Source organism: Syntrophobacter fumaroxidans MPOB, from assembly GCF_000014965.1.
Classification (GTDB): Bacteria; Desulfobacterota; Syntrophobacteria; order Syntrophobacterales; family Syntrophobacteraceae; genus Syntrophobacter; species Syntrophobacter fumaroxidans.
Window position 1 is genome coordinate 4,682,173 of sequence record NC_008554.1, and the last position, 16,338, is coordinate 4,698,510.

The 16,338-nt window shown below is 61.8% G+C and carries 11 protein-coding genes; all 11 read left to right on the plus strand.

Annotated elements, in window-relative coordinates; translation table 11 throughout:
- The first annotated feature begins 10 nt into the window (after nt 1-10).
- Nucleotides 11-3,559, plus strand: a complete 3,549-nt coding sequence (locus tag SFUM_RS19835; protein WP_011700623.1) for a DUF4815 domain-containing protein — start codon at nt 11-13, stop codon at nt 3,557-3,559.
- Nucleotides 3,560-3,571: 12 nt separating this feature from the next.
- Nucleotides 3,572-3,829 (plus strand): hypothetical protein, encoded by a 258-nt coding sequence (locus SFUM_RS19840; RefSeq protein ID WP_011700624.1) that lies wholly within the window; start codon nt 3,572-3,574, stop codon nt 3,827-3,829.
- Between the two features lie 248 nt (nt 3,830-4,077).
- The gene (locus SFUM_RS19845; RefSeq protein WP_011700625.1) at nt 4,078-5,040 is read left to right on the plus strand and encodes an amidoligase family protein; all 963 of its coding nucleotides are present in this window, start codon (nt 4,078-4,080) and stop codon (nt 5,038-5,040) included.
- Nucleotides 5,041-5,051: 11 nt separating this feature from the next.
- The gene (locus tag SFUM_RS19850; RefSeq protein WP_011700626.1) at nt 5,052-5,573 is read left to right on the plus strand and encodes a DUF5049 domain-containing protein; all 522 of its coding nucleotides are present in this window, start codon (nt 5,052-5,054) and stop codon (nt 5,571-5,573) included.
- Nucleotides 5,558-6,355, plus strand: a complete 798-nt coding sequence (locus SFUM_RS19855) for a class II glutamine amidotransferase (protein ID WP_011700627.1) — start codon at nt 5,558-5,560, stop codon at nt 6,353-6,355. The genes SFUM_RS19850 and SFUM_RS19855 overlap by 16 nt, the downstream gene beginning before the upstream one ends.
- A complete protein-coding gene (locus tag SFUM_RS19860) occupies nt 6,352-6,876 on the plus strand; it encodes a gamma-glutamylcyclotransferase family protein (RefSeq protein ID WP_011700628.1) in 525 nt (174 codons plus the stop codon). The genes SFUM_RS19855 and SFUM_RS19860 overlap by 4 nt, the downstream gene beginning before the upstream one ends.
- A 162-nt stretch (nt 6,877-7,038) precedes the next feature.
- Nucleotides 7,039-7,263: a helix-turn-helix domain-containing protein gene (locus tag SFUM_RS19865; protein ID WP_011700629.1), complete on the plus strand. Its 225-nt coding sequence runs from the start codon at nt 7,039-7,041 to the stop codon at nt 7,261-7,263.
- Entirely contained in the window at nt 7,260-8,375 is a 1,116-nt protein-coding gene (locus tag SFUM_RS19870; protein ID WP_011700630.1) for a DNA cytosine methyltransferase, read from the plus strand. Before SFUM_RS19865 ends, SFUM_RS19870 begins: the two co-directional genes overlap by 4 nt.
- Nucleotides 8,372-11,548: a DISARM system SNF2-like helicase DrmD gene (gene drmD / locus SFUM_RS19875; protein WP_011700631.1), complete on the plus strand. Its 3,177-nt coding sequence runs from the start codon at nt 8,372-8,374 to the stop codon at nt 11,546-11,548. The genes SFUM_RS19870 and drmD overlap by 4 nt, the downstream gene beginning before the upstream one ends.
- Before the next feature lie 6 nt (nt 11,549-11,554).
- Nucleotides 11,555-15,880, plus strand: a complete 4,326-nt coding sequence (locus tag SFUM_RS19880) for an Eco57I restriction-modification methylase domain-containing protein (RefSeq protein ID WP_011700632.1) — start codon at nt 11,555-11,557, stop codon at nt 15,878-15,880.
- Entirely contained in the window at nt 15,877-16,338 is a 462-nt protein-coding gene (locus SFUM_RS19885; RefSeq protein WP_011700633.1) for a hypothetical protein, read from the plus strand. Before SFUM_RS19880 ends, SFUM_RS19885 begins: the two co-directional genes overlap by 4 nt.

Genomic DNA, 16,338 nt, shown 5'->3' on the forward strand with positions numbered 1-16,338 from the left:
GGATTCAAACATGAGCATCTCACGCGAGACATTCGACCCGACCAAGAACTACAAGCGCATCCGCTACCATCAGGATCGCGACCTGCTGGATTCCGAACTCAATGAGCAGCAGGACATCATCAACCTGGAGCGGCGCAAGATCGCCGACATCCTGTTCAAGGAAGGCTCCATCATCATGGGCCTCGAGGTCAGCGCGGCCGCCAACGTCCTGACCATGGCCCCGGGCGTGGTCTACATCGACGGCCATCTGGAACAGGTGAGCGGCGCGACCCTGACCTATGATCCGGCCACCACCAGCGGGGCCGATTACGTCTATGTGGAGCTGCTGAAGTACAACTACGGCTACACCCAGGACCCGGCCCTGATCAATCCGGCCACCGGCGAGCCCACCGCCGAACGGGAAAAATGGGTTCTTTCTCTCAAGGCGACAGACACCAGCGGCCAGACGCTGCCCAACAACGTGGCCGAGCGCCGGGTGATCCCGATCTACAAGTTCGACCGCGAGAGCGGCGATGTCACGCCCACGGTGCAGGAGAAGTCCAACCTCTACCTGCGGGATCTGCTGGGCACGCTGCCGGGCAGCCGGATTACCGTCTCCTCGATCACCGAGGACCAGCTCTCATTCGCCGCCGCCGAGGGTCTCAACTCACTGATTCAGAACCTGGCCGAGCGCACCTTCGACCAGGCCGGAAGCTACCTGGTGCGTGGCTTTGACACCTTCATCGGCGGCGTCGACGACGACAGCGTGGAGGCGATCACCAACGCCGGACGCGCCTACATCCAGGGCTTCCGGCATCAGCGCGATCTGCCCACCTCGACCCTGGTGCCAAAATCCATCGCCACCAAGTCGGTGCGCGGCGAGCAGAAGACCTTCGATATCAACAAGCGCCGCTATCCGGTCAACTCCACGCCGCTCAAGGAGACGACCCAGGTGGAAGCCATCGTCGAGATCACCCGCAACGTCACTCGCGGCTCGGTGGGCGGCGGCGAAGACCTGCTCGATCCCAATCCCGTCGTGGACATCCTCGAGGTCAGCCAGGGGGCGACCATCTTCCAGGAAGGCGTGGACTGGCAGCAGTCGGGCAACCATGTCGACTGGCTCGGCTCCGGCAACGAACCGGCCATCGGCACCACCTACACGGTGCGCTGGACCTACACCAAGCAGATGGTCAAGGGCACCGACTACGTGGACAGCGGCTGGTTCGGACAGGCCAACCATCCGGCGGCCGGAAACTACTTCTATCTGGTCACCGCCTACAACGCCACCGGAGAGACGGCCTTCAACGCCGCTGCGGTCATTGCCCGGGCCACCGCCGCCGGGGAGATGAACAAGCTCTCCTGGTTGCCGGTCAGTGGCGCGACCGGCTATCGCGTCTACCGGGCCGCCACCAACGGCGCACGCACCGACTACAAGCGCCTGATGGAGCTGGGCAGCGAGGCGCTCTCCTACGTCGACGACGGCGTCGAGGAGATCGGCACCGCTTCGCCTCCGGCTACCAACACGGCCGGACTCACCATGTCGCCGGTCCAGCTCGAGCTGGGCAATCTCAACGTGATCAACTTCGGGCGTGGCAGCCTCGGCGACCAGCCGGTGAACGGCTCCAACTGCAGCCTGGATTATGACTATTACCTCGGCCGCCGCGACATCGTTTACGCCACCACCACCGAGATCAAGCGGCTGGAAGGGGCTCCGGCGGATTTTCCGAAGCTGCCCATCGTCCCGGAAAACGCCCTGGGGCTGTGCAGCATCGACTGCCCGCCCAACTCCACCGACATGGAGATCCGCAACTTCGGCCTGACCCGCATCACCATGGACCAGATCCACGACATCATCCAGGACGTCGAGGACCTGAAGTACAACGACGCCCAGTACCAGATGAACAACGAGCTGCAGAACCGGGACGCCCAGACCAAGAAAGGCATCTACTCGGACGACTTCTCGAACACCGCCCAGTCGGACATTTACCACGCCGAATGGGACGCCCGGGTGAACGAGATCGCCCGCTTCGTCGCGCCGGACCGCATTCCGCACTCCAACGCGCTCTCGGTCGATCAGGCGGGCAGCAACGCCAGCTTCTTCGGCAGCCTGGCGCTGCTGCCGGGCAACGAGACCGTGCTGGTGGAACAGAACGACTGGTCCGAAGAGCGCAACATCAACCCCTACGCCGTGTTCGACAAGCCTCCGGCCATGCTGCAGATCACGCCCAACCTCGGGCGGCGCGGCCAGACCGGCATCGCCGTCACCGGTATCAACTTCACCCCGAGCAAGTCCGGCATCGTGCTGCGCTGCGACGGCCAGGTGATGGCCAGCAACCTGATCAGCGACGAGGCCGGTCGGGTCAGCGCCTCCTTCACCATTCCGACCAACGCCCGCAACGGCAACCGCATCGTGGAGATGGCCGACGGCGTCTACTCGGCCCGGGCCAGCCTGCAGATCAACGATCCGCTGGTCATCACCCGCATCGAGCGCATCATCGAGAACCGCATCATTCGCGTACCCGTGGTGCAGGTGGTCTGGCGCACTCAGACCATCTTCGTGCCCCGCGATCCGCTGGCCCAGACCTTCAGCTTCACCCAAAACCAGGTGATCTCAAGCATCGGCCTGCAGTTCACCGCCAGGGACCCGAGCATCCCGGTCACCGTGCAGATTCGCGGTGTCACCACCGGTCTGCCCAACGGCGTGGTGTTCGCCGAGAAGGTGCTGGCCCCGAACGAGATCAGCCTGAGCGGCGAAACCCGCATTCGCTTCGACGACCCGTTCTACGCCGAGGCCAACACCAGCTATTCCGTGGTGCTGCTGACCAACAGCACCAATTACAAGGTGCGCACCGCCACCCTGGGCAAGATGGGCCGCTGGGGCATCATCACCCGGCAGACCTACATGGAAGGCGTGCTGCTGGAGAGCTCCAACGCCGAAACTTGGACGCCGCTCAACGGCTCCGACCTGGCGATGAAGATCTACGGCTACAACTTCCAATCCGAGGGGATGATCCGCTTCCAGCCGATCACCGGCGTGCAGTTTTCCGATATCAACCTCGACGAATACTCGGCCATCCCGCAGGGCACCGGCCTCGACTGGGAATACTCCACCGACGGCGGCGTGACCTGGGACGCCATGGTTCCCGCCGAGGAGGAACGACTGCCCAACCTCGCTACCCGGGTCCAGATCCGCGTGCGCCTGAGCAGCTCGCTTGCCAACGACACCCCGGCCATCAACTTCCGCGACGTCAACCTGGTGGGCTATCTCAACAAGACCACCGGGGCCTACCTGACCCGCGAGAACGAGCTGACCCAGGGGGTGGAATCGACCAAGGCCTATGTGCAGATGCAAATCCCCAGCGGCACCACCCTGCAATGGTTCGCCAGCAACGACGGCGGCCTGACCTGGGAGGCGATGACCATCCAGGAGACCCGGCCCATCGACGAGAACTGGACCGAGTACACCCTGGTGCGCACCTTCACCGACAACACCGGCAACAAGGTCCGCTACAAGGCCGAGATGACCGGCACGCCGCTGATCTACCCACGCATCCATTCGCTGGGCGCGACCCTGAGCTAAGGAGGCACGGCCATGATCGTTCGACGCAAAGGCGGCCTGACCGAGTTCATTCCCACGCCGCAGGAGAAGCGCGACGGCCTGATCCGCGACCACGCCCTGGGCCTGATGGAAAATCTTCACCAGCGCCTGGCGCGGCTGGAACGGACGTCAAAGCTCCCGGCCGCCGAAGCGGAGGCCTTCACGGCGCTGCTGGCGCGGATGCGAGCCGATGAGTCGCGCAACCTCGAGCTGAACGCCAGCCTGATCACCTCTGATACCGCCTCCGGCTGACCCGCTCACTGCCACCGCCAACCCAGAAACCCCGGATACGGCCAGCCCGTTCCGGGGTTTCTGCCGCCTGTGCGCCGCCCAATCCGGCAAACTCGCAAGTCATTGAAAATAAACGTGTTAAATGTCGGCTTCGGCTGTTCTTCTACTTGATTTGTGTCCGGAAAGAAGCATTCATTCATGGTGTGAGCGGAGGCTAAAAAGCCTTGCAAGACAACGACTTAGAAGCGCCATGAACGACGGAGGCACGCATGAACCTGAAAGAGATCCACTACGGGATCGAGATCGAGACCGTAAAACGCACCCGGGAACAGATCGCCTGGGCCATCCACTCGGTGGTGGGCGGCACGGTCCGCCATGTCGGCATCCCCAGCAGCTATGACCCCTGGGAGGTCGAGGACCTGCGCGGCCGCGTCTGGAAGGTGGTGGGGGACGCCTCCCTGACCAGCGTCCCGGCCCATCTGCGGGCCGAGGTGATCAGCCCGGTGCTCAGCTACGACGACATCCCGCAACTGCAGGAGGCGGTCCGGGCCATCCGCCGCGCCGGAGGCAAGATCAACAGCCAGTGCGGCATTCACATCCATATCGACGCCGCACCCTTCGACGGCAGGCACTTGGGGAACCTGGCCAAGATCATCTACAAGCAGGAACCGCTGATTCTCCACGCCCTCGGCATCAGCCGCGACCGGCTCAACCGCTACACCCGGCCGGTCAGCGACGAGCTGATCCAACGCATCGAACAGCATCGCCCGCGCACCAAGGACCAGCTCAACCGCATCTGGTACGGCTACCACAACCGCCAGCCCCAGCACTACGACAACAGCCGCTACCACGGGGTCAACCTGCACAACGTCTGGTATCGGGGCACGGTGGAGTTCCGCTGGTTCGAGGCGACCCTCCACGCGGGACGGATCAAGGCCTACCTGCAGTTCTGCCTCGCCGTCGCCGCCAAGGCGCTCAACGGCCGGGCAGCCTCCAGCCGCAAGCGGGATTTCGATCCCCAGAGCGCCAAGTACGACTTCCGGGTCTTCCTGCTCCACCTCGGCCTGATCGGCGACGAGTTCAAGACCGCCCGCAAGCATCTGATGGCCAACATGCCCGGCGACGCCGCCTTCAAGAACGGACGGCCCAAACCGGAGGACGTTCTGCCGGACGAAACCGAAACCACCACTCTCACCAACGAGGCCGGGCAAGTTCCCGGCCTCACTGTTTAAGGAGGTGCCCCATGAAGATTCTGATCCGCTCCACCACGCTGGACGGCGAACCGATCCCCGGCAGCGGGGAAACCATCCAGGCCGCCGACTGCCTCGAAGTTGTAGAGCTGATGCGCGGCCAGACGCCGTTCACCGCCAGCCGAGCGCCCCGGGACTACATGACCGAGGTGCTTTCCGGCATCGAAGGCGGGCCGACCCAGCCTCTGCCGGAGGAAGCCGCCGCTGCGGCCGCCGAGTTTCTCACCCGTCTGGCCCGGCACGGCCTGATCGAGTTTCTGCCAGACGACAAGGCCTGCGACCCCTGGCCGGAACGATTCCTCGAAGCCTTGGAGACGGTGCGGCTCTCCGGGCGCACCAACATGCTCGACCACCTGGAGGTGACCCGGCTGACCGCCGAGATGGGCTACCCGGAGGTGGCCGAGTGGCTGGCGGACCACCGGCGCGAATACGCGGCCTTCGTCCTCGAAGGGACGAGACCGCTCGGCAAGAACTTCGGCGGCAAGGAGGACCCGGCTCCATGTGCGGACAAGTAGGCATCATCTTCGGCCGCAAGCGCAGACGGCCGGACGAGCGGGATTACCTGCGCGAGGTCTTCATCCGCATGCTGCTGCACAGCGAGGAGCGCGGCCCGCACGCCTCCGGTCTGGCCTGGCTCAAGACCGACGGCAGCCACCGCATCTTCAAGCGGCCGATGCGGGCGCACGAGCTGGTCTACGAGAAGCCGTTCCAGGAGCTGCTCGGGCAGGTCGACAACAAGACCTCCATCCTCATGGGCCACACCCGCTGGCGCACCCGGGGCAACGAGTTCAACAACCGCAACAACCATCCCATCCGGGCCGGGATCGTCATCGGCACCCACAACGGCACCATCTACAACGCCGACCACCTGTTCCGCCGTCTCGGACTGCCGCGCTACGCCGAGGTGGACAGCGAGCTGATCTTCCGCCTGGCCGACCGTTTCGCGCCCGAAGGCCCCATCGACCAGGAGTGCCTGAAGAAGGCGCTTGCCCTCTGTCGCGGCCAGATGAGCGCCGTGCTGGCATCAAAGCTCGACCCCGGCACCATCGCCGTGCTCAAGGGCAACAAGCCGCTCTGCCTGCGCATCCACCGCCAGCACCGGGTGGTGCTCTACGCCTCGGACGACGCCTTTATCGACTTTGCCGTGGACAACGAGAAGGGCTGGCGCGAGCTGGAAGTGCCGCCCATGACCATGCTCACCATCCGCCACGAGGATGTGCGGGCCATCAAGAACAGCGAATTCCGCTTCATACCCCAGGAGCGCAAAGGGACACTGCCCGAAGGAGTGAATGCATGAACATTGGAGACACCGCGAAGCTGAACACAAACCCGGAGGACAGTCCCGAGACCATCCTCCGGCTCTTCGTCTACGGCACCCTGAAACGGGGCTACTGGAACCATCAACGCTTCTGCGCCCAGGCCCGCAGCATCGAACCGGCCGTGGTCTGGGGCAGGCTCTACCACCTCCACGCCGGGTTCCCGGCCATCGAGGTGCCGGAAGGTTTGATCCTGGCCCGGGGCACCGCCGATCCACTGGCCGACGCCCACAGGCAGCAGGAGATCGGCACGCCACGATTCGGCCGCCCGACCGGCGACTGGGATCAGATCCATGGGGAACTGGTGACCTTCACCGACCCGCAGCGGGATTTGCCGCCTATCGACCGGCTGGAAGACTTTCGGCCTGGCGGCCACAGCATGTACCAGCGGGTGATGGTGGCGGTGCTGTGCGGGCGCACCTCGATTCCAGCCTGGATCTACTGGATGCCATGCCCGGCTTATGGGGAGAGAGTCGCCAGCGGCAACTGGGAGCGCACTTGAGCTGCTGTCTGCGGCTTTTTGCGGCTGAAAGCGGTTGACAATCGACTCCGGAAAATGTAATTTAAGAGCCTGTTAAGTTGGGATTATTGTGCTCGACGACCAGGCTTCCGCCGCTGGCGGATATGACGAAAAAGCGAAAGCGTCCGACAGGAGCTGAAAGAAATGGCCGAGATTGAAGACCGCTGGTTATCGGTGGACGAGATATGCAAATACCTCGGGGTCAGCAGTGACACCGTGTATCGCTGGATCGACCGGTTCGGTATGCCAGCGCATCGCATGGGCCGACTCTGGAAGTTCAAGAAGGATCAGGTCGACGCCTGGGTCGAGGCCGGTGGCGCGTCCGCCGACTCGTCCAAGGAAGATGTAGGCAAGGATTCGAAAAAATGAAAAACGGGATACAGGCTAACATCGGAGCGACGCCAGGCCGGAAGGTCTATGCCGTCGACTTGTTCTGCGGGGCGGGTGGACTGACACATGGCCTCGTGAAGGCCGGTGTCGATGTCCGCCTGGGCGTGGACATCGATCCGGCTTGTGAACACCCCTACGTCGCCAACAACAACGCCAGATTCCTGCTCAAATCGGTGGAGGAGCTGGAAGCCAGCGAGCTGGAGCGCCACTACAGAAAGAACGGGATCAAACTCCTCGCCGGTTGCGCTCCGTGCCAGACTTTTTCCACCTACAACCAGAAGGCGACGGAATCCGACAAACGCTGGTGGCTCCTGCTGCAGTTTTCGCGACTCGTGGACGAACTGTCACCGGATCTTGTGACCATGGAGAACGTTCCGCGACTGATCGAACAGAACGTTTTCGACGAGTTCGTGGCCAACCTCGAAGGCAATGGATACTCGGTCGCATACCGGGTCGTCAATTGCGCCGAATACGGCGTCCCTCAACAGCGCAACCGTCTGGTGTTGCTGGCGTCCAAGCTCGGGCCGATCTCACTTCTGACTCCCGAGCAGTTCGGCAAGAGACCGAGAACCGTCAAGGAGGCCATCGGCAACCTGCCTCCTCTATCGGCCGGAACGAGCCACCCGAAAGACCCTCTGCACCAATGCTCCGCTCTTTCCGAAATCAATATGCGCCGCATAAAGGCTTCCAGGCCCGGGGGGACATGGCGTGACTGGCCCAGGGAGTTGGTGGCCGACTGCCACAAGAAATCTTCCGGGAAGACCTACCCCAGCGTCTATGGCCGCATGACTTGGGACGATCCCGCCCCGACGATGACGACCCAATTCTTCGGGTTCGGTAACGGCCGTTTCGGCCACCCGGAGCAAGACAGGGCGATTTCACTCAGAGAAGGCGCGATCCTGCAGAGCTTCCCACCGGATTACGAGTTCACTCGACCGGGAGAACAGGTCTGCCAGAAGTCCATCGGCAGGCTGATCGGCAACGCCGTTCCCGTCACGCTCGGAGAGGTCATCGGAGCCAGCTTGCTGTCGCACGTATCGGAGGCGACCAAGAAAGCGTATCGGTCGAGACGGAGGAGCCGGTCACAATGACAACGACAAACGCAAGTTCGGCGAACGGTGTCGTTCGTTTCGGTGCCGTTCCCGAGCCCGGTCAACTCGTCGAAGTCCGACGTCGTCAATGGGTGGTCACCGATGTTTCCAGTGGAGCCTTGTCACCGGCGAGCAGCGGTGATCAACACCTCGTCGGCCTGTCCTCCCTGGACGAAGATTCCATGGGCGAAGAAATCCAGGTCGTCTGGCAGATGGAGGCCGGAGCCCAGGTCCTGGAAAAGGCGGGTCTGCCGTCGATCACCGGCTGGGACAGCGACGACCGCCTGGAGGCCTTTCTCGACGCCGTTCGCTGGGGAGCCGTCACCAACGCGGATCGCTCTTTTCTGCAATCACCTTTCCGGAGCGGGATAACCATCGAGGACTACCAGCTCGATCCGTTGGTTCGAGCCGTCGAGATGGCCCGCGTCAATCTCCTCATCGCGGACGACGTCGGCTTGGGTAAAACGATCGAGGCGGGACTGGTCATCCAGGAGCTGCTCGTCCGTCATCGCGCCAGGACCGTGTTCGTCGTTTGCCCCGCCAGCCTGCAGGTCAAGTGGCAGACCGAGATGCAGGAGAAATTCGGCCTCGAGTTTCGGATCGTCGACACCGAGTACATCAAGCGCCTCCGTCGCGAACGCGGCATCCACGTGAATCCCTGGACGTCCTATCCACGTCTCGTCACCTCAATGGACTGGATGAAGAGCGGCGAGGGTTTCCGGTTGTTGAAGGACGTACTTCCTCCTCACATTACCTATCCGAGAAAATTCGACATTCTGGTCGTCGACGAGGCGCACAACGTCGCACCGGCGTCGGCATCCATGTATGCCCTGGAAAGCCAGAGAACGCGGCTGGTCCGGTCGCTCGCTCCTCACTTCACCCATCGGCTGTTTTTGAGCGCCACACCCCACAACGGATATCAGGAGTCGTTCACCTCGTTGCTGGAGTTGCTGGACGATCAGCGGTTCGCCAGGACGGTGATGCCGGACGAGAAACAACTTCATCGCGTCATGGTTCGCCGTCTGAAGAGCGACATCGTCGACGCGAACGGCACGCCGGTGTTTCCGGTGCGCAAGCTCGAAGGTCTCGAAATCGACTACGCCGAGGAGGAGCGCCAGATCCACGCCTTGCTCGGAAAGTACACGGCCGACCGTTCGAAGAGCGTCAAGGGCACGCGCTTCGAATATGGAACCGATTTCGTTCACATGCTTCTCAAGAAACGCCTCTTTTCCTCGCCCATGGCTTTCGCGCTCACGCTGGCGAAACATCGGGACACTCTCGAACGAGGCAAGCCAAAAGGCGATCGCGACACCATGGACGATCGCATTCTGCGCAAGGCGATCCTGAAAACCGAAGAGGAATATTCGGACGATTCACTGGTTGAAGAAGCCCAGCACGAAGCGGTCGAGGTGGTGGGCGAACTCGCGCCACCTCTGTCACGCGAGCAGAGAGACATGCTCGACCGTCTCTCCGCATGGGGGGAGAAAGCACGCAACCGCGTCGACTCGAAAGCCAAGGCCATTCTCGACTGGCTCGAGAGCCATCTGAAGACGGATGGACGCTGGAACGGAAAACGAGTGATTCTGTTCACCGAATACCGGGCCACCCATTCGTGGCTCCATCAGATTCTCACCGCCAACGGCTATGGCGGCGATCGCTTGATGTACCTGCACGGAAGCATGCTGCCGGACGAGCGCGAATCGGTCAAAGCCGCGTTCCAGGCGCATCCGGACATTTCACCGGTTCGCATCCTGCTCGCGACCGACGCGGCCTCGGAAGGTATCGACCTCCAGAACCACTGTAACTACCTCATCCATGTCGAGATTCCGTGGAACCCCAATGTCATGGAACAGCGCAACGGCCGTATCGACCGACACGGGCAGAAGGAAGACTCCGTCTTCATCTGGCATCCGGTGGGGAAAGGTTTCTCCGCGAGATCTGCCGACAGATCCGTCAAACCCGGCGATGTCGCGGGCGATCACGAGTATTTGATGCGTGCCGTCCTCAAGATCGACACGATCCGGGAGGACCTCGGCAGCGTCGGACCGGTCATCGCCCGGCAGATCGAAGAAGCCATGCTCGGCAGGCGTAGCGGCCTGGATACCGCCTCGGCGGAAGCCAAGGCCGCCAAGGCGAGGAAGTTCGTCACGGCGGAAAAGCGTCTTCAGGAGCGCATCGCCCGCCTGCACGAGAGACTCATGGAAGCGAAGAACGATTTCCATTTGTCGCCCGAGCACATTTCGCGTGCGGTCGAGGTCGCTTTGGATCTGGCGGAAAAGCCGTCGCTCAAGCCCACCGGATCGACCCACGGCGAAAAGGGAAGCGTTTTCGAAGTGCCCGTCCTCCCCGGTTCCTGGGGCAGAGCCACCGTCGGACTGGAACACCCCCATACCGGCGTTCGCCGCCCGATCACCTTCGACCACGATGTCGCCAAAGGTAGAGACGATGTCGTCCTGGCCCATCTCAACCACCGGTTGGTGCAGATGTGTCTGCGCCTGCTTCGGGAGGAGATCTGGAAGCTCGACGACGTCAAGCGACTTCACCGCGTGGCGGTCCGAACCGTGCCCGACAGTGAATTGCGAGTCCCGGCGGTGGCGGTCTGGTCGCGCTTGGTGATCACCGGCGGAGACCACCATCGCCTTCACGAAGAGCTGACCCTCGCCGGTGGCGAACTCGAACACAAACGGTTCGCCCGGATTTCCCAGGTCGGCAAACTGGAAGCTCTGGTCGCCCAAGGTTCGCCTATCGAACCCGACCAGGCGCTGTTCGACGTTCTGAAGGACAGGTTCGAGCGCCACGAAGACGCTCTCATGGCCGCTGTCGAAGCGAGATCCAGGGACCGCTTGAAGTTTCTCGAGAACACCCTCGACCGGCGCATGAAAAGCGAAATCGCCGATGTCCGAACCGTTCTGGACGAACTTGAGGCCAGCATCCGCAAGGAGCTGAAGTCGGATCGCCAAGGCGGCCAGCTCTATCTGCCCGGGTTCTCGCCCGAGGAGATGGCGCAGGTGAAGAAAGACGTCCATGCCCTGGAAGCCCGTTTGGCTCGGATTCCGGAAGAGCGGGAGGAAGAAAAGGCCGCGATCGAAAAACACTACGCCAAGCCGGTGGATCGAACGTTCCCGGTGGCCGTCGTGTTCCTCGTTCCGCAATCACAGGCAAGGAGGGGCTGATCCGGCATGAAGAATCTATCCAAACACGCCGAATGGCTCTCCCTGATTGAGATATCCGGGCCGTTCCTGACCGTATCCATGCTGGACAAGGCGTTTCCGCAAGGGCTGGAAGCGGTGGAAACTCCGCGACGTCAGAAACTCAGGGCCGCCTACGAGGAATGGCGCGAAGCGGTGGACCAGGAAGACAAACTGTTGCCGGAATTGCACCGGGAATGGGTCCGTCTGGTGCTGACGGAAATGCTCGAATACGACCACGAATCCCTCGTCCATGCGGGCGACTGGCCGGACGAACTCCCAAGCGTTTCGTCGCAGGAACACGCCGGGACGTTCAAACCCGACTGGATCGTCCGCTCTCCCGCAGACGGAAAGCCACGCCTGTTCATCGCCGTTCTGCCGCCGGACACCGATCTCGAGTCGGTCCAGCGAGGTGACGGCTGGCCCGTTTCCCTCCAGGAGCGTATGACCCTGCTCTGCCGCGCCCATGGCGTGCGCGTGGGGCTTTTGACCGATGGCGAACGTTGGATGCTGGTCAACGCGCCGGTGGGTTCCACCTCCAGCCAGGCGTCCTGGTACGCCCGCCTGTGGTTCCAGGAGCCGATCACCCTGAAGGCCTTCCAGTCTTTGCTCGGTGTCCGGCGCTGTTTCGGCCCGGCGGAAGATACCCTGGAATCGCTTCTGGACGAATCCCTCAAGCATCACGAGGAGGTCACGGATACCCTCGGCGAGCAGGTCCGTCGTGCGGTCGAGGTGCTCGTGCAGTGTCTCGACAAGGCCGACGAGGACCGCAACCGGGAACTCCTCCACGACGTGAAACCCGTCGAACTCTACGAGGCCGGGCTTACCGTGATGATGCGGCTGGTGTTCGTCCTCTGTGCCGAAGAGCGTGGGCTGCTCCTTCTCGGCGATTCGGTCTACGACCGGTGCTACGCCGTCTCCACCCTGCGCGGGCAACTGGCGGAAGAGGCGGACCGTCACGGACCGGAGGTGCTCGACCGCCGTCACGATGCCTGGGCCAGACTGCTCGCCGTATTCCGGGTCGTCTATGGTGGCATCGAGCACGAAAGCCTGCGGATGCCCGCCTTGGGCGGCTCGCTGTTCGATCCCGACCGTTTCCCGTTCCTGGAGGGCCGGGCCAAGGGCACCGGTTGGCGGGATACCTCGGCCGCTCCGCTTCCCATCGACAACCGCACCGTGCTGCTGCTTTTGAACTCGCTGCAGATCCTGGAGCAGTCCGGTGGTGCGCTGCTGCTGTCCTACCGTGCGCTCGATGTCGAGCAGATCGGGCATGTCTACGAAGGCCTCCTCGAACACACCGTGGCTCGCGTTCCCCGCGTGACCCTGGGCCTGCAGGGATCACAGAAGGCGAAGAACCCGAACGTGGCTCTCGCGGAACTGGAATCGGCCCGTCTGGACGGCGAGGCGGCGCTCGTCAAATTGGTTCTGGACGTAACCGGGCGGAGCGAATCGGCCATCAGGAACGGTCTGTCCAAGCCCGCCGACGACACGGTCTTCGGTCGGGTGTTGGGTGTCTGTGGTGGAGACACCGAATTGGCCGAGCGTATCCGCCCTTTCACGAACCTGATCCGCACTGACGCCTGGGACGATCCGATCGTCTATCGCGACAACTCGTTCATGGTCACCCTTGGGGCCGACCGGCGCGAGACCGGCACCCATTACACCCCGAAATCCCTCACCGAGAGCATCGTTACCACCACGCTCGAACCGGTGGTGTACATCGGCCCGGCCGAGGGCAAGCCCCGGGAGGAATGGAAGCTCAAGTCTTCGCGGGAAATTCTCGACCTCAAGGTCTGCGACCCCGCCATGGGTTCGGGGGCCTTCCTCGTTCAGGCTTGTCGCTATCTCGGCGAGAAGCTGGTGGAGGCTTGGTTGCACGAAGAGGCAGCCGGAAAGGCCATCACCGTCGACGGCGAGGCGCTCGACCAACTCGGTGCGGAGGAACCCCTGCCACCCCAGCTCGACGAACGGCTGACCATCGCCCGTCGCCTGGTGGCCGAGCGCTGCCTGTACGGCGTGGACATCAACCCGCTGGCCGTGGAGCTGGCCAAACTCTCCATCTGGCTGGTGACTCTCGCCAAGGGCAGGCCGTTCGGTTTTCTCGATCACAACCTTCGCTCCGGCGACAGTCTGCTGGGTATCCACCGGCTGGAACAGCTCACCCGGTTGCGCATGGATACGGAATCCGGGCGGCAGTACCAGCTTCGCATCTTCGGCCAGAACGTCGAGGCGGCCGTTAACGAGGCCATCGAACTGCGCAAGCGGCTCCGCGCCACGACCATTCGGGACATAAAGGATGTCGAAGCCATGGCCCGGCTGGATCGAGAGGCGCGACGGAAACTCGAATCCGTCGAACTGATCGCCGACGCCATGATAGGTGAGGCGCTCCGGTGTGGCGGCAATTCCCGGGCACTCGATACCGCGCTTGACACACTCGCGACCATGGCGGGTGATTTCCTGGGCGGTAACGAGAAGATGGGTGAGCAGATTGTCCGTAAGGCGAAATCCGGCTTGGCTGTCGACTTGCCCGGCTCTAAGTCGATCAGGAAACCCTTTCACTGGAATTTGGAGTTTCCGGAGGTTTTTGGAAGCAAGCAAGGTGGCTTTGACGTATGGGTCAGTAATCCTCCTTTCATGGGTGGGCGCAAGATATCGTCGAACCTAGGCGAGTCCTACGAAAAAGCGATCAAACGACTCCTGATGGACGGTGCCAAAGGTTCTGTGAACCTGGTCGCCTACTTTTTTCTCCGCTCGCTCCTACTGCTTCGGAACACTGGTATCGCTGGCTTCATCGCGACGGACTCCATCACCGAGAGCGACACGCGGACGCAGGCCCTTGCGCGTGTCTTTGAGAGCGCGACGACCTACTTTGGGCTCTCGTCCTTCCCTTGGCCTGGAAAGGCTGGCGTCCACGTCTCAGTGATAGTGTTCAGCCTACGAACTTGGAAAGGGACCGTAGTGTTGGATGGCGAGCAGGTTGAGTCAATCTCGACAATGCTTGAACCCGGATCTGAATTACAAGCTCCTTATCCACTCTCATCTAACGCTGGTTTTTGTTCTGATGGAGTGAAGGTGCAGGGCATCGGTTTCGTTTTAGAAGAAACTGAAGCTCTTTCAATCCTTGCGACGGAACCGGCGTCTAATGCAGTGATCACGAAATACGTTGTCGGTGACGACATCAACAAGTGTCCCCATCAAACCGGTTCTCGATGGGTCATCAACTTCTGGACACGAGAGAAAGACGAGGCCGAAAAATTCAAGACACCATGGGCGATTGTGGAGGAACGAGTGCGTCCGTATCGCGAGAAGCTAACGCGACAGGTGCATGAAAGCTGTTTCTGGAAGTTCTGGGACCGTCGGGAGGCATTCCACAACCGCGTCCGTCAACACGGCAAAGCGCTTGTGGCTTCCAAGTTGTCGAAACACTTCTGTTTGACGTTCGGCAACCCGGCGCACATCTATTCGGAGAAGGTAAAACTCTTCGATTTCAAAACCTACAGCGCTTTCGCCGTTCTCCAGTCGGTCGCACATACAGAATGGGCACTTGTCTGGGGATCGACGACAGGAGAGACGCCTGCATACGTTGGGACGAGCTGCTTCGACACATTCCCGTTTCCGTCTAGCATGCTGGTTGGCGACTCTCTCTCGCACGAGGCGATCGATCCACGTCTTGAGACCGTCGGCAAAGCCTATTTCGAACAACGTGCCACCATGTGCGAAGTGCGGCAGCTGGGATTCACTGCCGTTTACAACTTGGTGCATTCGCAGACTGAAAATGCCGAAGACGTCGTTCGTCTTCGCGAATTGATTGTGCAGCTCGACCGAGCCGTCCTTGCTGCCTACGGATGGCAGGACGTTGAGCCTCATTACCAGTTTGTAGAGACGAAGCGTGGAAGCCGCTTTGGCGTCGACGGCGCATCTCGTGTCGAGGTGCTGAAGCGACTTTCGGCACTGAACCGTCAGCGTTATGAGGAAGAAGTCGCCCGACGGCTGCTTTTCGAGGGCGCACCGCGAACATCATCCCGAGTCCCTCGCTCTGGTCGCTCCAGCTCAGCCGCACCTTCACTGCCTGTCCTTGATTTCGAAGCGAGATCAATTGCTGCCTTGAATGGCACAGATTCAGTCAGCGCCATTTTTGACTTCCTGCGCACCCACGAAGGTTGGCACACCAAGGCCGACATCATAGCTGCCATCCACATCAGCGACGCCAAATGGAAGCCAACCATCGATGACTTGATGGCAAGTGGCAGGATCGAACGTCAAGGCGAACGACGTGGCGCACGATATCGTGCCGTGAAGAATGGAGGCAACCGATGATGATCCTCGGAATTCGCACTTCCCCGACGACCGTTCGCTATGCAGTGCTCGATTGCAACGGAACGGTTGTATCCCTGGTCAATGCCGACTCGGAAAACAAACTCGACTTCCCCGCCGATTGCCGAAGCATCGAACAGAAACTGCACTGGCTCCACCAGGAGCTGGACCGGGTGTTGCGCCAATATCCGGGCATCGAAAGGATCGTCATCAAAGCGAACGAATACGGCCGAGGTGGTGAGAAGGCTTCCTCCCGGGAAGCCGCCTATTTCGACGCGGTCGTATTGATGACAGCGGGCACCCGGCAGCTTCCCGTGGATGTGAAGCTGTACAGGACGATCGGAACTCGCCGCAACGAGGTCAAAACGTTCGCGGAGACCAACGTCGGGGCGACAAACCGCTATTGGAACGAGCAGATGGCAGATGCCGTTTCTGCGGCGTGGTCGGGGAGGAACGATTGA